Source organism: Spirosoma endophyticum (assembly GCF_900112365.1).
In the GTDB taxonomy this organism is placed as follows: Bacteria; Bacteroidota; Bacteroidia; order Cytophagales; family Spirosomataceae; genus Spirosoma; species Spirosoma endophyticum.
In genome coordinates this window covers 96,202-120,638 of record NZ_FOLQ01000010.1, presented here as the reverse complement: position 1 = coordinate 120,638, position 24,437 = coordinate 96,202, and the positions used below count along the sequence as shown (strand labels likewise).

At 49.9% G+C, this 24,437-nt stretch carries 17 protein-coding genes; 10 read left to right on the top strand and 7 right to left on the bottom strand.

Going from position 1 to position 24,437, the window contains the following annotated elements:
• Positions 1-232: 232 nt before the first annotated feature.
• Entirely contained in the window at positions 233-3,688 is a 3,456-nt protein-coding gene (gene ileS / locus BM202_RS22560; RefSeq protein ID WP_093830364.1) for an isoleucine--tRNA ligase, read from the top strand.
• A gap of 203 nt (positions 3,689-3,891) precedes the next feature.
• Positions 3,892-4,416 carry a hypothetical protein gene (locus tag BM202_RS22555; RefSeq protein ID WP_093830362.1) on the top strand — a complete coding sequence of 175 codons (525 nt, stop codon included), beginning with the start codon at positions 3,892-3,894 and terminating at the stop codon, positions 4,414-4,416.
• Between the two features lie 120 nt (positions 4,417-4,536).
• On the opposite strand, the gene BM202_RS22550 is transcribed toward BM202_RS22555, so the two are convergent.
• Positions 4,537-5,088, bottom strand: coding sequence for a hypothetical protein (locus BM202_RS22550; protein ID WP_093830360.1), 552 nt, complete (start codon positions 5,086-5,088; stop codon positions 4,537-4,539).
• A gap of 218 nt (positions 5,089-5,306) precedes the next feature.
• Here BM202_RS22550 and recQ point away from each other — a divergent pair, with 218 nt between their 5' ends.
• The 3 genes from recQ to BM202_RS22530 all read left to right on the top strand — a co-directional run bounded on the left by recQ (position 5,307) and on the right by BM202_RS22530 (position 10,073).
• Positions 5,307-7,439, top strand: a complete 2,133-nt coding sequence (recQ, locus tag BM202_RS22545; RefSeq protein ID WP_093830358.1) for a DNA helicase RecQ — start codon at positions 5,307-5,309, stop codon at positions 7,437-7,439.
• Positions 7,440-7,620: 181 nt separating this feature from the next.
• Complete coding sequence (locus BM202_RS22535; RefSeq protein WP_093830354.1) at positions 7,621-8,685, top strand: lytic transglycosylase domain-containing protein; 1,065 nt, start codon at positions 7,621-7,623, stop codon at positions 8,683-8,685.
• 257 nt (positions 8,686-8,942) lie between these two features.
• The gene (locus BM202_RS22530) at positions 8,943-10,073 is read left to right on the top strand and encodes a lytic transglycosylase domain-containing protein (protein ID WP_245776748.1); all 1,131 of its coding nucleotides are present in this window, start codon (positions 8,943-8,945) and stop codon (positions 10,071-10,073) included.
• Here the strand turns inward: BM202_RS22530 and BM202_RS22525 are convergent, their stop codons facing one another.
• The 4 genes from BM202_RS22525 to BM202_RS22510 all read right to left on the bottom strand — a co-directional run bounded on the left by BM202_RS22525 (position 10,074) and on the right by BM202_RS22510 (position 15,712).
• Positions 10,074-11,108 carry a DUF4249 domain-containing protein gene (locus BM202_RS22525; protein ID WP_093830350.1) on the bottom strand — a complete coding sequence of 345 codons (1,035 nt, stop codon included), beginning with the start codon at positions 11,106-11,108 and terminating at the stop codon, positions 10,074-10,076.
• A gap of 2 nt (positions 11,109-11,110) precedes the next feature.
• Positions 11,111-13,471 (bottom strand): TonB-dependent receptor, encoded by a 2,361-nt coding sequence (locus BM202_RS22520; RefSeq protein ID WP_093830348.1) that lies wholly within the window; start codon positions 13,469-13,471, stop codon positions 11,111-11,113.
• Positions 13,472-13,583: 112 nt separating this feature from the next.
• On the bottom strand, positions 13,584-14,900 hold the full coding sequence (locus BM202_RS22515; protein ID WP_093830347.1) for a cryptochrome/photolyase family protein: 1,317 nt from the start codon (positions 14,898-14,900) through the stop codon (positions 13,584-13,586).
• Positions 14,901-15,001: 101 nt separating this feature from the next.
• Positions 15,002-15,712 carry a GNAT family N-acetyltransferase gene (locus BM202_RS22510; RefSeq protein WP_093830345.1) on the bottom strand — a complete coding sequence of 237 codons (711 nt, stop codon included), beginning with the start codon at positions 15,710-15,712 and terminating at the stop codon, positions 15,002-15,004.
• Positions 15,713-16,078: 366 nt separating this feature from the next.
• On the opposite strand from BM202_RS22510, the gene BM202_RS22505 reads away from it, so the two are divergent.
• Positions 16,079-17,401, top strand: coding sequence for an MFS transporter (locus BM202_RS22505; RefSeq protein WP_093830343.1), 1,323 nt, complete (start codon positions 16,079-16,081; stop codon positions 17,399-17,401).
• 263 nt (positions 17,402-17,664) lie between these two features.
• Positions 17,665-19,608 (top strand): DNA polymerase III subunit gamma/tau, encoded by a 1,944-nt coding sequence (locus BM202_RS22500; RefSeq protein ID WP_093830341.1) that lies wholly within the window; start codon positions 17,665-17,667, stop codon positions 19,606-19,608.
• 11 nt (positions 19,609-19,619) lie between these two features.
• Here BM202_RS22500 and BM202_RS22495 read toward each other — a convergent pair whose 3' ends face one another.
• Together BM202_RS22495 and BM202_RS22490 are read right to left on the bottom strand one after the other, a co-directional pair.
• Positions 19,620-20,186 (bottom strand): DoxX family membrane protein, encoded by a 567-nt coding sequence (locus tag BM202_RS22495; RefSeq protein ID WP_177236654.1) that lies wholly within the window; start codon positions 20,184-20,186, stop codon positions 19,620-19,622.
• Between the two features lie 149 nt (positions 20,187-20,335).
• Entirely contained in the window at positions 20,336-21,454 is a 1,119-nt protein-coding gene (locus tag BM202_RS22490) for a tetratricopeptide repeat protein (protein WP_093830339.1), read from the bottom strand.
• 100 nt (positions 21,455-21,554) lie between these two features.
• On the opposite strand from BM202_RS22490, the gene BM202_RS22485 reads away from it, so the two are divergent.
• Genes BM202_RS22485 through BM202_RS22475 form a run of 3 tightly spaced genes read left to right on the top strand, consistent with a single transcriptional unit; the run spans position 21,555 to position 24,416 of the window.
• The gene (locus BM202_RS22485; RefSeq protein WP_093830337.1) at positions 21,555-22,790 is read left to right on the top strand and encodes a M16 family metallopeptidase; all 1,236 of its coding nucleotides are present in this window, start codon (positions 21,555-21,557) and stop codon (positions 22,788-22,790) included.
• Complete coding sequence (gene ispF / locus BM202_RS22480) at positions 22,787-23,266, top strand: 2-C-methyl-D-erythritol 2,4-cyclodiphosphate synthase (protein WP_093830335.1); 480 nt, start codon at positions 22,787-22,789, stop codon at positions 23,264-23,266. The genes BM202_RS22485 and ispF overlap by 4 nt, the downstream gene beginning before the upstream one ends.
• 19 nt (positions 23,267-23,285) lie before the next feature.
• On the top strand, positions 23,286-24,416 hold the full coding sequence (locus BM202_RS22475; RefSeq protein WP_093830333.1) for an amidohydrolase family protein: 1,131 nt from the start codon (positions 23,286-23,288) through the stop codon (positions 24,414-24,416).
• The last annotated feature ends 21 nt before the right edge of the window (positions 24,417-24,437 follow it).

Here is a 24,437-nt window from a genome sequence, read left to right as displayed (position 1 = left end):
TAGTGCTGCCAATGGAGTTTGGTAAGCTGATTATCAAAATACCTGTTTCCAGACGGGGAAGGCAAGGTGAACCGTACAGACGGTCTTTATTGTTGACAAAGGAATAGCTTATCGAAATGTATGGTCCACCAAACAAGCTTTTGTGCTCCGGTCATTTCCCTATCTTTGCCAATTATTTTTTAACCGCACGACAGTCCTTACTTCGGATAGGAAACAAGTCGTGCTTCTGATTATGCCAGGCGTGAAGTATCAGCAATATGAGTCCCTCGATTACGCGAAGATCGCGGCCGAGGTTTTGACGTATTGGAACCAGAATCAGGTTTTCGAACAATCCGTGGCGATCCGCGACGGACAACCTACGTTTACGTTCTACGAAGGTCCGCCTTCGGCGAATGGAGCGCCGGGCATTCACCACGTAATGGCCCGGACGATAAAAGATATTTTCTGCCGGTACAAAACCCTGCAGGGCTTTCAGGTTGAGCGCAAAGGCGGCTGGGATACACACGGCCTGCCCATTGAGTTGCAGGTCGAAAAAGAACTCGGCATTACCAAAGATCACATCGGCAAACCAGCGTCAGAAGGAGGCATCAGCGTTGAGGATTACAACCGAAAATGCCGCGAAACAGTCATGCGCTTCACGGATCAATGGAACGACCTGACCCAGAAAATGGGCTATTGGGTAGACCTCGATAATCCGTACGTTACGTATAAAAACGAGTACATCGAATCGGTGTGGTACCTGCTCAAACAATTGTATGACCAAGAAGTGGACGGCAAAAAAATGCTGTATAAGGGCTACACGATTCAGCCTTATTCGCCCAAAGCCGGAACGGGTCTGAGTTCGCACGAGCTAAACATGCCCGGTACGTACAAGGACGTTCGCGACACAACCATTGTGGCCCAGTTCAAGGTGAAACGCACCGGAAAATCGTTCTTTCTGTTCGATGCGGCACAGGAAGCATCGAATGGAATCGAGCATGATTTATTTATTCTTGCCTGGACGACTACGCCCTGGACCCTGCCCGCCAACTCAGCGCTGACCGTTGGCAAAGACATCGACTACGTACTGATCAAAACCTTTAATCAGTACACGTTCCAGCCAATGAACGTCGTGTTGGCCAGGGCGTTGGTGAGCCGCTGGTTTAATGAAAAAGGGAAACAGGATAGCGGTGATAGCCGCGCGTTTGACGCGTATCTGCCCAACGACAAGGTTATTCCGTGGGCAATCGTCGAAATACAGGGTTTTAAAGGTGAGCACCTGGAAGGCATTGAATACGAACAATTAATGCCTTACGTCAAACCCGACGCACCCGCGTTCCGGGTTATTCTGGGCGATTTCGTGACGACCGAAGACGGTACAGGCGTTGTGCATACGTCGCCAACGTTTGGTGCCGATGACTTTCGCGTAGCGCAGGCGGCTGGCATCCCGCCCATCATGGTGAAGGATGAAACCGGCAAAGATGTACCCATTGTGGATAAACACGGCCAGTTTGTGGATGAAATCACGGATTACGCGGGACGCTACGTAAAAGAGGAATATTATTCGGACGAAGAACGTGCCGACCCGGATTTCAAACCAACGGACGTACTGATTTCGATTAAACTGAAGCAGGAAAACCGGGCGTTTCGGGTGGAGAAATACGAACACCCCTACCCACACTGCTGGCGGACAGACAAACCGATTTTGTACTATCCGCTTGATAGCTGGTTTATCCGCACAACGGCGAAAAAGGATCGGCTGGTTGAGTTGAACAAAACTATTAACTGGAACCCTGAAAGTACGGGTACGGGTCGCTTCGGCAACTGGCTCGAAAATCTTGTTGATTGGAACCTAAGCCGCAGCCGTTTCTGGGGAACGCCCCTACCGATCTGGCGCTCTGATATCGGTGAAGAAGTTTGTGTTGGTTCGGTTAATGAGCTGAAGGAACATGTTCAAAAAGCGCAATGGAGTGACGAGCTAACGGACGACCAACGGATAAAAAATAGTGCTTTTCTGGAAAAACTTTCGTCCGGCGAGTATGACCTTCACCGGCCTTATGTCGACGAAGTTTATTTTGTCTCAACCTCTGGCCGGGTTATGCAGCGCGAGTCGGATCTGATCGACGTGTGGTTCGATTCGGGAGCGATGCCGTATGCCCAATGGCACTATCCGTTTGAAAATCAGGAAGTCTTCAAAAAGGCATTCCCGGCTGATTTCATTTCGGAAGGTGTTGATCAGACGCGCGGCTGGTTCTTCACGCTTCACGCCATTTCGGTGCTGCTGTTCGATTCGGTCGCGTTTAAGAACGTCGTGTCGACGGGTCTGGTACTCGACAAAAACGGCAACAAAATGTCAAAACGGCTGGGCAACGCTGTTGACCCATTTGCTACGTTGGCGCAGTACGGTCCCGATGCTACGCGCTGGTATATGATCACCAACGCTGAGCCGTGGGACAACCTTAAGTTCAACGTCGAGGGTATCGGGGAAGTACAACGGAAACTATTTGGTACGTTATCGAATACCTATAATTTCTTTGCGCTGTACGCCAATCTCGACCAGTTCTCATTTGACGGACGTAGTATCCCCGTAGCCGACCGCCCGGAACTTGACCGATGGATTTTGTCCAAACTGCAATCGCTGATTCTGGAAGTAGAGAGCCAGTTCGACAATTACAACCCAACCAAAGCGGGTCGGGCGGTTCAGGATTTTGTGAACGATCAGTTATCGAACTGGTACGTGCGGTTATCACGCCGACGCTTCTGGTCCGGGGTCGCATCCGACGGGGAGCTAACCGCCGACAAACGCGCGGCTTACGAAACGTTGCACGAATGCCTGACCACCGTATCGCAACTTATCTCGCCGATTGCCCCATTCTATTCGGACTGGCTCTATCGGAACTTGACAACTGCTACGTCGGTACACCTGACCGATTTCCCAACGGCGGATAAGTCATTGATCGACAGTAATCTGGAAACGTCGATGGAGCTGGCGCAGGAGGTTTCGTCGCTGGTACACTCGCTTCGGAAAGGGCACAAACTCAAGGTTCGTCAACCGCTAAGTCGCGTACTGATTCCAGTGTTGAATAGCGATACGCGCCGACAGATTGAGCACGTCGCCCCGATTATCATGTCGGAGGTGAATGTAAAAGCCGTTGAGTTCGTGGACGATGCGAGCGGTATTCTGAAGAAGAAAGTTAAGCCGAATTTCAAAGCCCTGGGCCCGAAATTCGGCAAGCAAATGAAGGACGTAGCAGCCGCCATCACAACGATGACGGATACCGATCTGAAAACGCTTGAACAGACGGGCCTTTTACGCCTTGCGCCTTATGATTTACAATTGTCTGACGTAGAGATTCTTACCGAAGACATTCCGGGTTGGTTAGTGGCCAGCGATAATAGCCTGACCGTAGCACTCGACGTGAACGTAACAGACGAACTGCGTCGGGAAGGCATTGCCCGCGACTTTGTGAACCGGATTCAGAACCTGCGTAAAGACCGCGACTTTGCCGTAACGGACAAGATTGTCATTACGCTGGAACGTAACGACGAACTGCTGGCCGCTGCCGTCGAGAGCAATCAGGAGTACATTCAACAGGAAGTACAGGCGGTTGCACTTAATCTCGTTAACGATCTCAATGGCGCAGAGTCTACTGCGGCTGAAATCGAGATGGACGAATTTCTGCTACGTGTCCAGATAAAAGTTGCCTGATTTGGGTAACCGATTATTAAAAGCCGAAACGCCCACCTGAGTAATAAGGTGGGCGTTTCGGCTTTTTGCTGTTTTGCTATCCAGATAAAAAGGTACGCTTATACTACTCACTATCAGCTATTTTCAAAAACTTTAATCGTCCTTTAACAAGCGAAGTCCTATCATGCTGTTACTTTGATACGCAACAAAACCACAGAAAGGCAATGACAACGGCTTATAAATTTCTGGTGGTAGGATTACTAGCAAGTCTGACTAGCTGTGTAACCGTTAAATCCAGTATCAAATCCGATGCGATCCCAACCTTCCAACGGGTTCTGATTGTCACGAAAATGCGGAACGCTCCAGATAGCTATGTGCGGCAATTCGCCCGAATATTTCCGGCCGGTTACGAAGTATGTACGCTGGCTCTGAACCCTTTATCGTTTGACAATCCGGACGCAGCTATTGAGAAACAGCTTAACGAATGCCACAGCGATGTTATTCTGACCATTGAGCTGGTTCAGGCGGGTCATGCCGGCCAATATCGTGGTTACTCCAGTTCTCCCTACCAATACAATGCCGAGATGCAATCGGTAGCAACGGGACAGCCTTTCTGGAAGGCCATCATCTCGTCGAATCCAACTTATGGAGAACAGGTTCCTCCCGGCAGTATCATTAAACGCTTGCTGGCTGATCACATCATTGATGGTAAGATACCTGCTATCAGCAAGTTACAAGCCTTAAATTGATACTATAATCTCGTTTGGACTAGCTATTTACAGATCAGACGACAACATAAAGCCCGCCATCTTCCGACAGCGGGCTTTTACGTTAACCAATATAAGTAAGGCCAGCTTTGAGATAGCAGCCTATTTTACGCCACTTAGATACGTCTTGTTGCCGTTCTTATTGATGTAGTATTTTCCACCGCGTGGGCCAGTCATAACTTTCTCCCCATTAGGCCCTTTCTGCGATGGGTCGACTGGAGCTTTGTAGTCGGCGGGGGTAGCTTTTTCTTCCTTCGCAACTGACTTCGACGCTTTCGTCATTTTATCGTCTTTCAAACCCGTGTTGGCCGCTCTTTGTACCGTCTTATCTGACGTAGCAGCCGCCGTTGTTGTGCTGGTTGTCGCTCCATTAGCCGCTTTTTTAGCCGCCTTAGCCGCTCTGGCAGCTGCCATTCGATCATTCACAGCTGCTTGTTTGGCTGGATCAACAGTCGCATCGGCTGTTGTTTTGGCATCCGCCTTAGCATCTTTGACGGCATCTTTAGCCGCCTTTTTCTCCGCTTTAGCCGCTTTTTTAGCCGAAGCATCGGCCTCTTTCATTTCCTTTTTTGCTTTCGTGTCGTCCTGGGACATACCGTTAAAGCCAACCAACAGGCTGACAACGAGACATACTACTGACAGGGCCTTTTTCATGATGTTTTAGTTGGGGTTTGTGAAAGAACTCGTAAAACAGTAACTCCTGAGACGGAAAGATGGGGATAAAATCACTAATCCGGTAACGAAAATTACTTAAATTCTGCTTAAATTTGGTATAGGGCTATTCACCGGTTAAGTAGTAACTAAATAGGTTTTCTTTCGTCTTATTTATCACTCATTTAGTGTGAGTTATCACCCGGCCCATTAAAGACTCAATGACCCTCTCAACATCACCTGGTACTCAGACTCCCGCCGACTACCTCAAACGTTATTATGGCTATGACCGCTTCCGGCCCATGCAGGAAGACATCATTCAGTCTATTTTAAGCGGGCGTGATACGGTAGTGCTCATGCCAACCGGAGGTGGTAAGTCAGTGTGTTTTCAGATTCCCGCTCTCATGCTGTCTGGTCTCACGGTAGTGGTTTCGCCGTTGATCGCCCTAATGAAAGATCAGGTGGGGGCATTACATATGAATGGCGTTCAGGCCGCTTTTTACAACAGCACCCAGACGGGTCGGGAGCAACGCGATATTGAAGATGATTGTGTTCGCGGTAAACTCAAACTACTCTACGTCTCTCCCGAGAAGTTGTTATCCGAATCATTTCTAAGCTTCCTGAAACGCATCAGCATATCTTTATTTGCGATTGATGAAGCCCATTGCATATCGTCCTGGGGGCATGATTTTCGCCCGGAGTACACGCAACTACACATTCTGAAAGAGCAGTTCCCGACCGTACCAACGATTGCGCTCACGGCTACGGCCGATAAGCTCACTCGACACGATATTGCCACAAAGCTCGGAATGGTTGACCCAGCGATATTTGTATCGTCGTTCAATCGAAAAAATTTAAGCTTACAGGTTCTTCCCGGCCAGAATCGCATTCAGCAGATTCTTCGGTTACTACAGCAGAAACCCGACACGTCGGGGATTATCTACTGCCTCAGCCGAAAATCGACCGAATCACTGGCGGCTAAATTGCAGGAGAAAGGGTTCAAGGCGGCTTTTTACCATGCCAAGATGGACCCCGACGACCGATCGAAAACGCAGGAAGCTTTCCTGCGCGACGACGTCCGCATCATGTGTGCAACCATTGCCTTCGGGATGGGCATCGACAAATCGAATGTGCGCTGGGTGATCCATTACAATATGCCCAAAAATATTGAGAGCTTCTATCAGGAAATCGGGCGGGCGGGCCGCGATGGAGCGGCTGCCCAAACGGTCCTATTTTATAGCTTTGCCGACGTAGCGACGTATAAGGAAATGCTGGCCGAAAACAGTCCGGCTAATCTGGGATTGCAACTGGCCAAGCTGGAGCGCATGCAACAGTACGCCGACGCCCACACCTGCCGCCGTCAGATTCTGCTTTCGTATTTCTCGGAAGAATTGCCCGAACCCTGCGGCAACTGCGATGTGTGCCGCGACCCGCGTGTTACGTTCGACGGTACTATTCTGGCGCAGAAAGCGCTGTCGGCCCTTGTTCGAACGGGCGAGCGCGTACCCATGAATCTGCTCATCGATATTTTGCGCGGCTCCCGAAGTCAGCAGGTGTTACAGGGTGGCTACGACCAGGTAAAAACCTACGGTGCAGGACGCGACCTTAAGTTTGAAGACTGGCGTAATTACCTGCATCAGCTTATCAACGTCGGAGTTATCGAAATTGCCTACGATCAGCACTACGCTCTTCGCCGGGGTATTCTCGCCGATCAGGTGCTGTATAGCGGTCGTAAAATTGATCTCGTCCGGCCCGACGATGCCCCGAAACCCGTCGTGGAGAAAACCCGCACCAGGACCGAAACCCAGCGCGACGATTTGTTCGAACGGTTACGTGTCCTGCGCAAACGACTCGCCGACGAACAGAATGTGCCACCCTACGTTGTCTTTACGGATACAACCCTTGAAGACATGGCCCGCCAGCGGCCCATAACCCCCGATGCACTACGGAATGTAAGTGGCGTTGGCGAACGTAAGTTGCAACTGTTCGGAAAGCAGTTTCTGGAGGAGATCCTCAACTACGTTCGGGGCCGGGTACAGGCGGGTGAAAAGCCCAAAGGTTCGACCCAATTAGTAACGCTTGATCTGTATAATAATGGGTTGACCATTGCCGAAATTGCGACCGAGCGTCAGCTAACAACCGGCTCCATTGCCGGTCATCTGGTACAGCTTTCACGGGCTGGTTATGACATTGATCTAGTCTCGCTCATTGACCCGATTGAACGGAAGGAAATCGAAAAAGCACTGGCCGTCGTTGGCCTCGAAGAAGGCCGTTTAAAGCCTGTTTTCGATTATTTTGAGGGTCGTTACGACTATGGCAAGCTCACACTCGTGGCCGGTTTGTTAGATCGGTAGAGGCTGTTTTCCATGAGTACCATTGGATAATTCCCAGAGCTCAAATTTTGTATATATCAGATTATCAACTATATTCGTATTACTGTATTGGACAAGCCCGTTATTTTCAACGGGTTTTCTTGTCTTATTTTTGAACATAACTGTTGGTATCTTGATTAAAGAAGTAGGATTCTCACTGCTCATGGCGGCCATTAAACCGGTCCTCGCACTGCCTCTGATAGGAGCCGATACGAGCCGGTCATTCTCCCTGTCAAATGGCCTGAATACACCAGAATTATTAGTCGTTGACTCAACTAAACATCTATTTCCGGTTTATTTCTGCGGTGAAGAAGTACCCATTGGCGAACCGCGCGTATCGCGTCGCTGGGCGCAAACGCTACGTAGCTATGGCGCACAACCGGAGTTCTTGCTTGACCTTCGCGATAAGGCTTCCACCTTTTTCCATATCATTGACCCGATTCTCCGAAAGCACAAAATTCCCCGCGATTTTCGGTTCATGCCACTAGCCGAAAGTGCTTTAGAGAACAGGAGTGTTTCCTATAAAGGGGCATCGGGTTACTGGCAATTAATGCCTGGTACAGCTCGTGAATTGGGGCTGATCGTAAATGACCATATAGATGAACGCTACAATTTGCGAAAAGCGACGGTGGCAGTTTGTCGGCACCTGCATCAACTTTATGGCAAGTTAGGTTCCTGGACGCTGGTGGCGGCTGCCTACAACGGAGGCATCACCCATGTCCGACATAAAATAGATCAGCAGGGCCACTCAAATTATTATCGGCTTCGGCTGCATCGTGAAACCAGCCATTATCTGTTTCGGATTCTAGCCTACAAAGAACTACTCAGTAACCCGCGCCAGTATGCCCTACTGCTACGTGGCTCAACGATGGATGAGCTAACCAAACCGTTACCCAGTTGGCATAAACCACTCGCTCTGTCTAAAAAGATCAAAGATTCACCAACCGTCGAACTGGTTGATGACGAGTCTGCCGACCCAAGCTGGGGGCCCCGTCCAAATATAGCTTTAACCAAAACGCCATCGGACACGCAACAGTTAATTGCTAATGCAGCGGCTATCAAAAAAGCAGCCAGTGTACCTGATGCGAATCTGGAACAACAAGGCCCACATTTTCCCATCAAGAAATTAATGATGGGCTTGATGGTGCTTCGGTTTCGTCGGCCTCGTTTTCTGGACTGGAAAAAACGAGCTAGCAGCCGACCGCTTCACTTCTGGGATTGGCTATAATGAACGGTTTATGGTGGTTAGCTTACGGTGACTCGTCGCTGAAGTAAGCCAATGCGCCGTCGCTTTGGCCTAAACCATTCCATTCATTAGCTTCATCAAACTAAACCCTGGCTTCAGTACGTTGTCTACGGGTTAGACCAATTGCACTTGCTTTGACAAACGCTTCACGATACGTCTTGCTGATAGTTTGGGCCCTTTTAGGGCTAAATTCAATCAGTTCAGCGCAGAAGAGAAAGACGCCGGTAAAACGTCCGGCTGTGGCTCAACCACGTTTTCAACCACAGCGGCTGAGTCCACAGCGGCTTCATTTTTGCGGAGAAGTTGTGCCTACACAGCAAGGAGATGTATCGGCCAAGCTGGCCTTTGCGCTGGCGAGCAGTTCAGGGTACGTTCAGCACCTTAATGCCCTGAAAGCACGCTCGGCTCCGTTCTTTGCGGTGATCGAGCCCATACTCAATAAGTATAATATCCCTGCTGATTTTAAATACCTGCCGCTTATTGAGAGCGCCTGGAAAGCGAATGCCGTTTCCTCAGCGGGGGCCATCGGTTACTGGCAATTCATGGATGAAACGGCCGAAGACATGGGGCTTTCCATTGCATCGGGCAACGACGAACGCACTGATCTCTCGAAGTCGACCGAAGCCGCCTGTAAGTACATCAAATTCTTATACCATAAGTTAGGCTCCTGGACATTGGTAGCAGCCGCCTACAATGGGGGCGTCGGCATGGTTCAGCGAAAAATAGTTAAGACCGGCCACCGTGATTACTATTCGATGACCATGAATGCTGAAACGGGCTATTATCTCTACCGGATTCTGGCCATGAAAGAGCTATTCACCAATCCAGCCTATGGCATCGGATCGGCTGGGATGATGCTGGCGTCGGCGGGCAACGCCTATGAGCTGGAACGCCAGCAGGCTCGACGCATGGGCTGGCTTAAGGACGACGAGCCCGAGCCTGTTGGCGTGCCCATTGAGTCACTATATCAACCGGATGTTCCGCTACGTAGTGAAGCTTACGTCATGGACAGTCTGCTAACTGAACTGCTTAAACATAAACCCTCGTCTACACCTGTTTTTACGGGCGACGCAACGGCACGTTTAATCCAGGCCGGACCGTTAAAAGTAGGACAAAGCTGGTCGTTCGCCCTGACAGAAGACGTTCAGATTGGTGAAGATTTCCTTAAATCAGGCGATGTTATTTACGCCGTTGTCGATGACCTAGACGCGCGCGGCAACATATTCCTCCGGGCTACGAAAGCAATTTCCGCCGAAACAAAGACCACGATTCAGCTTACACTGATGGCGATGAACCCAGCTACGGGTCTGGCGGGTATCCCTCGGCCAAAGACTATTAAGCCGGGCTGGGTCGTGCAGTGGAAACTCTAATCACCACCCATCAGGCTGCGTGACCGGTACTTGACCGTATGTATTCCGGCAATCGCCCGGTGGTAAAATCAGACCGGAAAGGTAGCTGGTTAGCGCCCCATAAAATGGCGCATTATACGTCTGCTTTCGGACGCGCTTACGCGTAATGGACGTAACAGCGAAGTAGCCACGGGCCATGTCGGCTGGATCACTGGCGTTCACTACGTTACCCGTGACAGGGGCAGGCAGCGGGTCGAAAATACTACCCGTTCGGGCATTTTGCTGCTGGTAGAGCTTCCAGAACTGGTAGTTGGCCTGCGTGATACCATACTGCTGTATTTCAACTAATTGCGGCCAGATAGCATAAATTGGCAATTGCAGTACCACACGCCCCCTAAGAGGATTTCCATTAATAGCCTCATCGCTAAATACATTACCAGCGTCACTTGATAGCATAACCCAGCAGCGGTTGTTACAGCGATCGTTGGGACTGTTCAGCGAACATGGCACCCCCATCGACAAACGCGTGGTATACCCATAAGCGGTCCATAGGTAATAGTTTTTCTCACTTGCGGGGTCAGTTGTGTTAACTGAATACGCAGCCTGATACTGTTTAGCCAGGTTCTGCGTTTCAACCACATTGGTCGAAATACTGTCTATTACGGGAACAGCGGGCATCCGCTCGGGTTTAGAAACATATCGTTTACCATCCGTCAGCACCACCGATAAGCTATAGGTCCGGCCTACCTGCCCCCGGAACGTAGTATCTATCGTTTGGTACATACCCAGGCCCAAGGCTATAAATTGCGTCGATCGGCCCTGATCATCCGCCAGCGTTACACGCGCTTCTTTTACGTATTGATTATCGGGATTCTGCCCAGTTGGTCCACCATATTTACCCGTATAGGTTAATCTGAGTTTGTAGGGAGGAGCCTCGTTTGTAATCTGCCCCTCAACAACTAACCGGGGCTCTTCGGCACGGATCGGTAACTCAATCTGATCAATGCAGGCCGAGAAAGCGATCAGCAGGAGGCTATAAAGAATGAACTGACGCATGATCAGAAATAGAAATTATACGCAATTGACGGAATCAGGGTACCAAATACGGACAGTCGATACGACTCAGTCCGCTGGTTATACCGGGTGAAATAGATCGAATACGGATTCTTGTGCGCATAAACATTATAGATGCCCAGCGTCCAGATACCATATCGCTTTTGGGACTTACTGAAACGCGTATCTTTCGAAAACGCTACGTCCAGCCGGTGATAATCAGGGATTCGGTCGGCATTACGTCGGGAATAATCCTGAACGGGCTCACCATTGTAGGTATATTGCCCATCGGGATACGTGGCCGGTACACCCGTGTAATACACGAAATTCGTGGAGAACGCCCAATTGTGCGACATAGCCCAACGAGCCTGAATATTGAGTGTATGCGGCCGATCGATATACGACGGATAATAACTGCCACCGTTGATGCGTAGCACATCGAACGGTGTTTGCACAGCACTGAGTGAACGGGCATAGGTATAATTCAACTGACCCGTCAGCCGTCCCTTATTACTGGCGAGACCGAATTCAACGCCGTAAGCTTTCCCGGCGGCTTGAAGCAAAGCCGTTTCGAGCGTTGGATTTAGAATCAGATTGGCTCCGTAACGGTACTCAATCTGGTTTTGAAGTCGTTTATAATACCCTTCCACGCTTAGTTCGATGGCGTTATCCCGGAAGTTCTGGAATACCCCCAATGCTACCTGATCGGCAATCTGAGGTGGCGTATAACGATCGCTTAATTTCCAGAAATCAAGGGGGGTGATAGCCGTTGTATTCGATATAAGATTGACATACTGACGCGTTCTGCCAGCACTAGCCTTAACCGACGTATTTTTTGCCAATTGTACTCGCAAAGCCAGCCGAGGTTCCAACCCACCATAAGTTTTCACAACCTGCCCCCTGCCATAGCGCATCGAATCGGAGACGGTCTCGGGGGAACGTGGTGCATTCTCGGCATACGCATAGACCGTTTGCGGCCCCAGAAACGCAAACGCTGAATAGCGAAGGCCGGCCTGTAGCGAAATTCGGGGTGTCAGCTCCCACTCGGTATTCACATACGCACCCAGTTCGCGGCCACGCTCTGGATTAATGCGCTGGGGATTGATACTGGAATTTTCACCAGTCGGCTGCGCATTGCCGGTTTGAACACCGTACAAAATTCCATTTATGCCAACGTGAATCCTGTGTTTCTGACGGAGCGTGTAAAACACATCGGCTTTGCCTTCGCGCTGCTCAATGTATGAGGTGAAGCGGAAAGTCAGGCCGGGTGTTACGCCATCCACATTCAGGTGATAACCGCTATAGAGAGCCGTCAGATTTAGTTGCAGATTGGGTCGTATCAGGTAACTCCATCGGCCGGTCACTACGTTCGATTGCCAGCCATATAACGTATCGCCCGGAAACCGGAAGTTATCCTGACTACGATACGCCGATAAGGATATGGTATTGCGCTCATCGGGCGTGTAGGTCAGTTTGAGGTTACCATCATAGAAAAAGGCCCGACTATTTTTAACACTCGTTGCGGGAAATGCTTTTAATAGGTAGTTGGGAAAAGCAATACGTCCCCCGGCAATCAGGGTTAGTTTTTTGGTAATTGGTCCATCAATCGCTGCCCGAACACTTACCGGACTGATCCCACCGGATACCCGCCAGCCATCTTTGTTGCCGTTTCGGGTACTCATCAACAATAACGACGATACGCGACCGCCGTACTGGGCCGAAAATGCGCCTTTGTTAAGACTCACATCCTGCACCAGATCCGGGTTGACATTGGTGTAGAAGCCCAGTAAGTGCGACGTATTGAATAGGGGAGCGCCATCCAGCAGCACCAGATTCTGATCGGCCCGCCCACCCCGAACGTTGAATCCGCCTGCACCCTCGCCTGCCGTCGTCACGCCCGCCTGAAGCGTAAGGGCTTTCAGAATATCGGGTTCGCCCAGCACCACCGGCATCCGTTTGAGTTCAGGCATACTGAGCTGAATCTGGCCCATTTGCACGGCCTTAATATTCTTATCGGCACGCGTAGCTCGTACATCTACTTCCTCTAAATCAGTAGAACGGGGTTTCAGAAAATAGTCGATTCGTTTATTGAAATCCAGCACAACGGTTTCCCGCCCCCGAATGTAGCCCACGGCTGACACATACATTGTCAGAATGCCTGGTTGATGGTTAAGCGAAATAACACCAACGCTATCAGCTCGGGCACCTGACTTAGTTTCGGCAATGAGCAGGCTGGCACCCGGTATTGGCTTTTTCGATACACCATCGCGGACTACCACGGTCAACCGGAGTCGTTGTTGAGCCAGTACAGATGGGCAAAGAGCAACCAGACTAGAAAAGTAAAGTAGCAGGAGCCTCAATTTCATAACGTAGCGTAATGGAATAGTCTAGCAAAAGGCCCGTAAGGTACAAAAAGGCTAATAAACTATAGTGAAGATGCTGGTGTAGCTATTCACTGATGCTACTATACATTAACCTCTACTTGACCTTCGCCAGTGCTTTCCGATACGTATCAATGGCACGTTGTCGGGCCATAGTGTGCTCAACCATTGGTTTCGGGTAGTCAGGGCTGTCAACCTCAGGTACCCAGTAATGAATGTATTCAGCTTTGGGATCGAATTTGCGGGCCTGTAGCGTTGGGTTAAAGACCCGAAAATAGGGAGCCGCGTCGGTACCCGAACCGGCCGCCCACTGCCAGCCACCATTATTAGCAGACAGGTCATAATCCCGGAGTTTTTTGCCGAAATAAGCTTCACCCCATCGCCAGTCGATAAGCAAGTGCTTGCATAAAAAGCTGGCCGTAATCATTCTAACACGGTTGTGCATCCAGCCAATAGTATTCAGCTGGCGCATGCCCGCATCCACAATAGGGTAGCCGGTTTGGCCTTCACACCATTTCTCGAACTCGTCTTCGTTGTTTCGCCATTCAATCTCATCATACGTCCGCCGAAAGGAATGCTTTTCGACATGTGGAAAATGGTCGAGTACCTGAAAGTAAAAATCCCGCCAGCAGAGTTCATTCAAATACGTTTTTTCATCAGCTTCACTCGCCTGCCGGGCTAATTCGCGAACGCTCACCGTACCGAAACGCAGGTGCATACTCAACTCACTGGTGCTGTGTGGCAACGCCGGAAAGTCGCGCGTTTTCCGGTACGTATCGAGCAACGTATCTGGCACAGTTCGGGCAGGAAACGGTTCTCCTACTGGCTGAAAATCCATTTCCTTCAGCGTGGGAATTTTCTCAGGATTGGTTTTCCAGAATTGAGAAAAATAGTTGCCTGTCGGATAGGGTTTCAGGTAAAAATCATTCAGTTTTTCCCGCCATTTACGGCTATAGGGTGTGAAAACGGTGTAAGGCGTTTTTTTGCCTGTTAGTACTTCATCACGCTCAAAAATTGTCTGGTCTTTGCTCGTATGAAACCCGATACTATGCTCAGTCAGTAATTCGCCGATAGCTTTATCGCGCTCTTTGGCGTACACTTCATAATCGTGATTAGCAAATACATCACCTATGTTGTACTGCCCGATAAGTTCTTTCCATACATCGACCGGTTTGCCGTAGCGGACAATAAGAGTCGACCCCATTTTCGCCAGTTCATCGTGCAGGCGATTTATTTCCTGAACCAGAAATTCGACCCGACGGTCGCGACGGTCTTCCAGTTCATCAAGAATAACCCGGTCAAAGATGAAAACCGGAACCACAGGACGGCCACTTTTGAAGGCATGGTACAAAGCCGCATTATCGTGCAGACGCAAATCGCGCCGAAGCCAGACCAGAGAAAGCATTTCAGACATAATGTTGAGGTATTGACACACCAGGTTGAGTTGATACAGGTGCCATAAAACATAAACAGCCCGGAAGGGGCTTCCGGGCTGTTTATACTGGCTTTTATTTATCAGGCGGCTTCGAGCTCACGATCAGAACGACGCGACCGCGAGCGGTCGGTCGGGTGAATGCGCATCAGAATGCGTTTCTTGATCCGCATCCAGCGTTCGTACAGCTTGGATTCTTTCAGGAAATTCCATTGCTCGTCTTTCTCTTCTTTTTTATGCTCTTCGGGATCGTAAAGCATACCCGTACAAAGGCAATGTTTGCGGTTAGTACGTGTCAGAATATCGAAGTTAGCGCAGGTCTGGCAACCTTTCCAGAACGATTCGTCGCCCGGCAACTCGCTGAGTGTAACGGGTTGATAGCCCAAGTCCGAATTGATCTTCATAACGGCCAGACTCGTCGTAATACCGATGATTTTGGCCGTAGGATAGGTTACGCGTGAGAGTTCGAACGCTTTGGCTTTGATCCGCGTAGCGATTCCACTTTTGCGGTAATCGGGGTGCACAATCAGGCCGGAGTTGGCCACGAACTTGCCGTGGTCCCAGGTCTCGATGTAGCAGAAGCCAACCCATTCGCCCTCCAGCGTCATGGCAACAATGGCTTTGCCTTCGAGCATTTTTTCCATCACATAAATGGGCGAGCGCTTAGCAATACCGGTTCCCCGGGCTTTCGCACTTTCTTCCATTTCATGGCAGATGATTTCGGCCAGCCGCAGATGATTTTCATTGGCGACCTGAACTATGTATTTATCGTTAACTATTTCGGGTGTGATCATTGTCGTTTATTGGGCGGTTGTGAAGCCGCAAAACGGAGACAGCGCAATCCGGGCTGATTTGTTTGATGAATAAAACGAGAAAAATGGCGGAAAAAGTTTACCACATAGGCAAACAAAATGATATAGTCCTTTCGGACCTAAACCGAAATGGCGTAGTATGGAAGAAGGTCGGTAAGTAGACGAGCTTGGCCATTGGTTTTGCGCAGAAAACGCGGACAATGTTAGAGAGATTATCCGGGTGTTGCAATTAAAATAACGGATTTTTTACAGGATAGTTCGAGAACGGTCAAAACATAATTATTAATCACCAAGTCCTGTAATTTCTGTTAACTCTGTACTAAAACAACTGACTCATCAATCTGCCTTATGCTAAGCGGCTTATCGTCATCGTCTTACCCGCTAACCCTTAGCCGAAGTCAGCCACTGCGCTACGTTGTCTTTTTTTATTTATACGTCATGCAAGGGCTTCCAGCGGGTTTCGCCCTAACCGCACTGACCAACTATTTAACGGCTAGCGATGTAAATCCAGCAGCCATTGGCTCTTTTACAGCCATTGTCGGTCTGCCCTGGGCATTTCAGTTTGTATGGGGACCCGTTATTGACCGGTATCAACGCTCGGCCATGGGTCGGCGGAAACCCTGGGTTGTTGGTGCTCAATTTATGGCGTTTCTGGCATCGCTGGGGATTTTATATGTACGTGATCCTGCTATGCAGATCGGTACACTCGCGTGGTTTTTCTTTGGCCACAGCCTGTTTGCCGCCATTCAGGATGCCAGTGTCGATGCGATGGCCATTACGGTTATATCCGAAAACGAACGGGGACGCGTCAATGCGTTTATGCGCGCTGGTTTTCTGATCGGTACCGGTGTCGGTGCAGCCGTGTTTTCTCAGCTTTTACATACATATGGTTTCTTTACCGCAGCGCTGACCCAATCACTTTGTTTATTGACGCTAACGCTACTGACATTCTTCATTCGTGAACGCCCGGAAGATCGGCTGCTTCCTTCATTCAGCCATCAGGCACAGGCAACGATTCAACCATTACACCTGCAACGTAGCGCGCAACCTGATCCTACGTTTCGATGGCTATTTACGGAGTTATTCAAAGGCCTTTTTACCAAACGGAGTCTGTTTCTGTTTGGCTCCATTGTGGCAGCGTATGTCAGTATCAGTCTCTTTCTGCGGGCTTATAATTACCACCTGATTCAGAAACTGGGCTGGGCTGATACGTCGGTTTCTCTTCTGACGGGTACGTACGGTATGATCGTTGCTACGGTCGTGGCACTCACCGGCGGCTTTGTAGCTGACCGGATTGGCCCACGCCGTTTATTGATCATCATGTTGGGGCTTGTTGCCGTTTATTTGCTCGCATTCAATTCGCTATCAAACTTCTGGATTCACCAGGAAATGGCGCAGACAGGTCTGGTAGCGCTGTATTTTATGGACCCCAGCATCAGTGTCGCGGCTATGCCTATACTGATGACACTTTGCCGAAAAGGGGTAGAAGGCTCGCAGTTTACAACCTATATGGCTTTCATAAACCTATCCGACATTGCCGGATCGTTTTTGACAGGCCATGCCTTGAGCTACTTTCAGGCACCCACAATCGGGCTATTTGCGGGTGGCCTGGCGACTATCGCTATGCTCGTTGCATTATACACCCTAAATTACTATCGCACAGCGAGATAGCTGGAAAGATGTAAATTACATCTGACTACTTTTCGTCAGGTGTAGGCAAAAGCAAGTTCAACATTTGCGTAGTAGATTACAGCATCAGAAAGTGTGCCCACATTGTGGGAAGGAAATTTAAAATTTTGCCCTGATTACTACCGTCCCGAAGCACTTTTCCTGACACATCCTACCGTTTCACCAGAGAGGTTAAATAAGGCGTTTTGAATCGAACTGCTTCACGCCAACATTTGAAATCCGCCCCGGTCGTGCTAACTTTGGGTATGGAAAATTTCGTGGTCTCGGCCCGCAAGTACCGCCCTGCCACCTTCGACACTGTCGTGGGCCAGGAGCATATTACTACCACACTCAAGAATGCCATCAAGACCAATCACTTAGCCTCGGCGTTTCTGTTCTGCGGGCCGCGCGGAGTAGGAAAGACTACCTGTGCCCGGATTCTGGCGAAGACCATCAATTGCCAAAACTTAACGGCTGAAGGCGAAGCCTGCGACACCTGCGAGTCGTGCGTGAGTTTCAATCAGAATGCCTCATTCAATATTCACGAGCTGGATGCAGCCTCGAATAACTCGGTTGAAGATATTCGTAACCTGATTGATCAGGTACGTTATCCGCCCCAGTCGGGAAAATACAAGATTTACATTATTGACGAGGTACACATGCTCTCGTCGGCGGCTTTCAACGCGTTTCTAAAAACGCTGGAAGAGCCCCCTTCCTACGCCATTTTCATTCTGGCAACTACGGAGAAACACAAAATTCTACCGACGATTCTGTCGCGTTGCCAGATTTTCGATTTTAACCGGATTCAGCCGCAGCACATTGCCAATCATCTCGCTGGTATTGCCGAAAAGGAAGGTATTACGGCTGAAACCGAAGCACTTGACCTAATTGCCCAAAAAGCGGATGGTGGCCTGCGTGATGCGCTGTCCATGTTCGATCTGAACGTTACGTTCGCTGCCGACCGGATCATTCGCTACAAGGAAGTGCTGGATAACCTGCACATTCTCGACTATGATTATTACTTCAAGCTAACTGATTTGTTGCTGGCGGGGAATTTGCCCCAGAGTCTGCTAACGGTTGACGAAATTCTGCGAAAGGGTTTCGACGGCCATCAGTTTGTTGTTGGGCTGTGTCGCCACTTCCGGGATTTATTGGTCTGCAAGGATGCCGCTACGGTTCAATTGCTGCAAGTGACCGAGAACGTTCGTCGGCAATACCTGGATCAGGCCGTTCGGGCGCCCATGTCGTTCCTGTTATCAGCACTGAGTATTGGCGGCCAGTGCGACATGAATTACAAGCAGGCTAAAGATCAGCGGTTGCACACTGAACTGTGGCTGATGAAGCTGGCTAACCTCCGTAACCTGCTCAACTGGGACGCCCTACCCGATTTTCCAATCAATGGATCGCGAAATGGGGAATTTAATGCGACAGGCCAATTAATTGCGGATAAAGTGGGACCAGAGGTCGCTGAAAAAAAAAACGTCGAACGGACGCTCCCCAATCCACCCTCGCCTGATGCCGTCCTAAAACCAGAACCAGATGAGCTAGCCCGACCGGCCGAAAACCTGGTACCTGAAACGCACCCGGTTACGAGTGAACCCGTGAATGGCTATCGGGCTGCTACGTCCCCTAACGGTTCGGCGACTAACGGAACCGCCTATCAAAATGGCCACGCAACGGCGGCAAACGGCGTAGCAACGGCCCCGGCCAAACCCCAGATCGTGCCGCCATCGCGCCCGGCCAGTAGCCGGTTACGTTCGACCGTTCCGCTGACGACCGGCCCGGTTCAGCCATTGGCCGATACAATTACCGAAGTAATCACAACGGCCCAATCCCGACCCGATCAACCCTTTACGTTCGAAGAATTGCAGGATACCTGGATGACGTTTTCACGAAATCGGTTGAAACAGGTCGATTCTGCCACAGAGCAATTAGTCCTCAATCGGGATTTTGTCCTGGATGGCACAACCATTCGCCTGACACTCGACAATACGTTGCAGGCCGGTTACCTGACCGATTTAAAACCTGATCTACTAGGGTATCTACGTAGTGAACTCCAGAACAGCCAGATTCAACTGGAGCATACAGTGACGTTGCAGGAAGTCAAGAAGATGATTTACAGTTCGCAGGACAAATTCAATTTCCTGGCCGAGAAGAATCCAGCGTTGCACGAACTACGAAAGGTGCTGAATCTGGAAGTCGATTACTAGTGGATTTGCGTTTAGGCTATAATGGTTTGACCAGCTATAGGCTTTGTGCGGTATACCCTGGAAACGCGTGTACCCAATGTACTACGTAGGCTCTTGGGCTCTGCAACGATGCGAGCGCCTGTCCATGTAGAGGCAATGACCATACCGGCTGCGATGAGGATAATATCTTTCAGGATATACTGAGCGGCCAGCGAAGGGGCATGATGTGGGCCCGAAAAAAGCTCACCGGGAAAAAGAAGTACGGGCGCCATGGCACCAATCATCTGGGCAGCCATTAACCAGACGCCCACCCGTAAAAAACGGCCCGTAAGAAAACAAACGCCGATAACGCATTCCAAACCAGCCACAAAATCCATCGCGTTATGGCCTGTGAATAAACCCAGCGTAAGAATGGCTGTCGTGCGTGTTGCCAGTGATTCTATTGGACTAATGCCCGGAAAGAATTTCAGCACCCCGAAGCCGAAGAAAACAAGCCCTAGACAAACACGTAGAATATTGACACTATGGGCTACTAACCAACTGTTAATACGTGTATCCAGACGATCGAATCTATTAAACAGATCTGTTGCAGTGTTCATATGAGTTGAGTTAGTTAATGTGTTGGTACTAACGCAAATTTATCTCACATGGATTGCCGCCTTGAACTTCTATAGGATATTTCTGTATTTTTTGAATAGCGCTTAGCAGCAGTCCAGAACGCCCAAACGTTCCTTTTATCTGTCAAGCTTCACCCTTTAAAGGCTTTCGCTTCCTTGACCAGCGATTTATACTCGCCCACAGCCAGCGCTTTTTTATAATACATTTTTGCCCGATTATGATCATTAGCACGAGCGGCAATACGCGCTAAACCCGCATAGGCAAAGGCTTTATACTCTTTGGTATAAGCGTCATCGGACGGCTGCTTTAAAGCAATCTCATAGAACTCAGCCGCTTCCTTGTCGTTTTTATCGGCCTGCTCCATCAACATTCCCGAGAACGTATTGAAAGCCAGAGGCACCAATTTATTGGGCATTTGTTTGAGCCGCTGCACATAAGGCCGTGCCTCAGCATACCGGCCAGCCAGTAGCAAAGCCTCCGCATAAGTCATAGCAAATAGTGGATTATTCGGGTATTTCTCCACTAAATACTTCATATACACACTGGCCCGAACCGGATTGGTCTCGTGCTTAAGCAGCAGATGAGACAGGTAATAATTCGCCACAGGACGCATGAATACGCCCCGGCGCGTCGCTACGTCCATTTGCTTCAAGCCCAGGGCAATATCGCCGTCGGCAAAGAAGATCATGAACGGCCGAACAACGGGGTGGTCCATTGGGTAGCGCTCCACGTAGTAATTATAGAGCCCGCTCGTGAAATAGAAATCCGGATTTTTCTCCATCAAGGCAAAGCCATCCCGAAGATAATTATACGCTTTTTTCGACTCGCCAACGGCTTTCAGCGACTCACCCTGGTTGTTGTAAAGTGACGCCATATAACTATGGCAGGTCAGCATAAAAAAGACTGCTTCGGGATCGTTTTTATCCTTTTCCAGCATCCGCTTCGACATCTCCAGTCCCTGGCTAACGGCTTGCACAAACTGCGATACAGCGGCTTTATTTTCGGATAGCGGCAAATTCTGTATATCCAATTGGGTAGCCCGCAAAATTGACGCCACCGGGTGCTGTGGGTAGCGGGCCTGAAGCTGCCGGATCAGCGCTTCAGCCTGAGGAAACTCCAGATTATAAATATTGTCGAGCGCCTTCACAATGGTCTGTTGAGCAGTGGGATCGCTCATGACCTGAGCCGGAGCCATTACTGGCAGACAGAGCCAGACAAGAGCCAGAAAAATAGTTTTCAGTAGAGACAAAGCAGTCGTTCGTATTACGTCGTTTGATTCTATACGGTCAGAACCTTACTTTTGTTCAATGCGTAGTATCTAAAGAGAGCTGTACGCAACCGTTTTTTTCATGATTCATTACGAACAATTTGTGCTGGACAATGGCCTGCGGGTATTTGTCCATGAAGACGAGTCTACGCCGATAGCGGCCGTCAATATTCTGTATAACGTTGGTTCCCGCGACGAAGATCCTTCAAAAACAGGTTTCGCTCATTTGTTTGAGCATTTAATGTTCGGCGGATCGAAAAACATTCCGACTTACGACGAGCCGCTACAAAAAGTTGGGGGTGAAAACAACGCCTTTACCAGCCCCGACATCACCAACTACTACATTACGTTACCGGCCGCTAATCTGGAAACAGCGTTCTGGCTCGAATCGGATCGAATGCTGAGTCTTTCCTTCGATCCGCAGGTGCTCGACGTACAGCAGAAAGTCGTGATCGAAGAGTTCAAACAGCGTTACCTGAACCAACCCTATGGTGATGTCTGGCTCAAACTACGCCCGCTGGCTTATCAGCAACATCCTTACCGCTGGGCCACGATAGGCAAAGATATCAGTCACATCGAAAACGCTACGTTAGACGATGTAAAGTCATTCTTCTTCAAGTATTATTTGCCCAACAACGCCATTCTGGTAGTGGCTGGGAATGTAACCGTCGATCAGGTCAAGCAGCTATGTGACAAGTGGTTTTCGCCAATTCCAGCAGGTGATCCCTATATTCGGCAACTGCCTGAAGAACCGATCCAGACCGCAGCCAGAAAGCTGGAAACATCGGCGAAGGTTCCGCTGAACGGGCTCTATAAAGCGTATCACATGCCCGGTCGGTTCGACGCTGGTTTCCACACTGCCGACCTCCTGAGCGACATGCTGGGACGAAGTAAATCATCGCGGCTATACCAGCAACTGCTACGTACCAATCCGCTGTTTAGCAATGTTGGGGCTTACCTGACGTCGTCCATTGACCCCGGTTTATTAATCGTACAGGGAACACTCAACGCTGATGTTCCGCTCGAAGAGGCCGACGCGGCTGTAGAGGCTGTTATTCAGGAATTTATTGACCAGATCGTGCCGGATGAAGAGCTGGCTAAAGTAAAAAATCAGACGGAGGCTACGCTCGCCTTCTCGGAGGTCGAACTCCTGAATCGGGCGATGAATCTCGCTTATGCGGCCAACGCAGGCAATCCCGATCTAGTGAATCAGGAAGCAGCCCAGATTCAGGCCGTCACACCGGACGACATTCAGGCATCAGCCCGGCAGATTTTGCGCAAAGAAAATTGTTCGACCTTGTATTACAGAGTCGCATGAAAATTCGGGTAGGGCAAGGGTACGACGTCCACAGACTGGAAGAGGGACGTCCGTTCTGGCTAGGAGGCATTCTGATTCCCAGTACATTCGGGCCAGTCGGTCATTCCGACGCGGACGTCGTGTGTCACGTATTGTGCGACGCCTTGTTGGGAGCCGCCAACATGCGCAACATCGGCTACCATTTTTCGGATAAAGACCCCCGCTGGAAGGGCGTTGACAGTAAACTCCTACTGGCCGAAGTCCTCCGAATGGTACGTAGCGCAGGCTACGAAATCTCGAATGTGGACGTAACGGTCGTGTTACAGGAGCCAAAGCTCAATCCGCATATTCCAGCGATGAAAATCTGTCTGGCCGACGTAATGGCCATTCCGGAAGACGATATTTCCATAAAAGCGACTACCTCCGAGCACATTGGTTTTGTTGGGCGGGGCGAAGGCATTGCCGCTCATTGCGTAGCGCTTATCTTTAAGGATTAGTTCGTAAATACAACCGTTCATGAAACACCTGATTTACTTCTTCGCCTGTCTGCTGCCGGGGTTAATTGCCTGTGGTCAAACGCCCAAAACAGCCCAACCACCCGAACCATTGGGTTTCGAAGAATATGACCCCGTTTCGACGTTGAAAGTACCTGAGCACAAGGTTACGCATTCCAAATATCCATTCATCGATGTACATAACCACCAGTGGGATATGGACAAGGCGAATCTGAAACCGCTTCTGGCCCAGATGGATAGCCTGAACATGGGCATCATGGTTAACCTGAGCGGCCGGGGCTGGGGTAGCGTAGAACAGGGCACTCAATTTTTCGATAATGCACTGGCCAACGCGAACAAAACGAATGCCAAACGACTGGTGCTGTTCACAAACCTTAACTTCGACGAGGTCGGCCGGAAAGGCTGGACCGAAGATGCCGTCAAGCTCTTGGAGGCCGACGTCAAAAAAGGCGCTCATGGCCTCAAGATTTTCAAGAATCTGGGACTAACCAACAAAGACGAGACCGGCCACGTGCTTCGGGTCGATGATCCGCGTCTCGATCCAATCTGGGCAAAATGTGGCGAACTGGGCATTCCGGTACTGATTCACACCGCCGATCCCAAATCGTTCTGGGACCCGATGGACCGCTACAACGAACGCTGGCTCGAACTCAAGCTCCATGCTGGTCGGAAGCGGGCTGCCAACGACCCTGTCCCCTGGGATCAACTCATCGCTGAACAGCACAACGTATTCCGCAAGCACCCAAAAACGACATTCATTGCCGCGCACATGGGTTGGTATCCGAACGACCTGAACAAACTCGACAGCCTGATGACCGTTTTCCCAAACATGAACGTCGAAATTGGCGCTGTCATCGCAGAACTAGGCCGTCAGCCAAGAGCGAGCCGGAAATTTTTCGAGAAATACCAGGATCGGATTCTGTTCGGGAAAGACAGTTGGGTGCCGTCGGAATACGCTACGTATTTCCGGGTGCTCGAAACCGACGACGAGTACTTCCCATATCACAAAAAATACCATGCCTTCTGGCGGATGTATGGCATGGGTTTACCCGACGAAGTGCTAAAAAAAGTCTATTACAAGAACGCGCTACGTATCATTCCCGGCCTGGACAAAAGTCAGTTCCCGAAGTAAATCTTTAAACACGGAGAAAAC

Excerpts from the sequence above, each read along its gene's own strand:
- ileS (WP_093830364.1), top strand. The coding sequence starts at position 233 with ATGCCAGGCGTGAAGTATCAGCAATATGAGTCCCTCGATTACGCGAAG.
- BM202_RS22555 (WP_093830362.1), top strand. The coding sequence starts at position 3,892 with ATGACAACGGCTTATAAATTTCTGGTGGTAGGATTACTAGCAAGTCTG.
- BM202_RS22550 (WP_093830360.1), bottom strand. The coding sequence starts at position 5,088 with ATGAAAAAGGCCCTGTCAGTAGTATGTCTCGTTGTCAGCCTGTTGGTT.
- recQ (WP_093830358.1), top strand. The coding sequence starts at position 5,307 with ATGACCCTCTCAACATCACCTGGTACTCAGACTCCCGCCGACTACCTC.
- BM202_RS22535 (WP_093830354.1), top strand. The coding sequence starts at position 7,621 with ATGGCGGCCATTAAACCGGTCCTCGCACTGCCTCTGATAGGAGCCGAT.
- BM202_RS22525 (WP_093830350.1), bottom strand. The coding sequence starts at position 11,108 with ATGCGTCAGTTCATTCTTTATAGCCTCCTGCTGATCGCTTTCTCGGCC.
- BM202_RS22520 (WP_093830348.1), bottom strand. The coding sequence starts at position 13,471 with ATGAAATTGAGGCTCCTGCTACTTTACTTTTCTAGTCTGGTTGCTCTT.
- BM202_RS22515 (WP_093830347.1), bottom strand. The coding sequence starts at position 14,900 with ATGTCTGAAATGCTTTCTCTGGTCTGGCTTCGGCGCGATTTGCGTCTG.
- BM202_RS22510 (WP_093830345.1), bottom strand. The coding sequence starts at position 15,712 with ATGATCACACCCGAAATAGTTAACGATAAATACATAGTTCAGGTCGCC.
- BM202_RS22505 (WP_093830343.1), top strand. The coding sequence starts at position 16,079 with ATGCTAAGCGGCTTATCGTCATCGTCTTACCCGCTAACCCTTAGCCGA.
- BM202_RS22500 (WP_093830341.1), top strand. The coding sequence starts at position 17,665 with ATGGAAAATTTCGTGGTCTCGGCCCGCAAGTACCGCCCTGCCACCTTC.
- BM202_RS22495 (WP_177236654.1), bottom strand. The coding sequence starts at position 20,186 with ATGAACACTGCAACAGATCTGTTTAATAGATTCGATCGTCTGGATACA.
- BM202_RS22485 (WP_093830337.1), top strand. The coding sequence starts at position 21,555 with ATGATTCATTACGAACAATTTGTGCTGGACAATGGCCTGCGGGTATTT.
- ispF (WP_093830335.1), top strand. The coding sequence starts at position 22,787 with ATGAAAATTCGGGTAGGGCAAGGGTACGACGTCCACAGACTGGAAGAG.
- BM202_RS22475 (WP_093830333.1), top strand. The coding sequence starts at position 23,286 with ATGAAACACCTGATTTACTTCTTCGCCTGTCTGCTGCCGGGGTTAATT.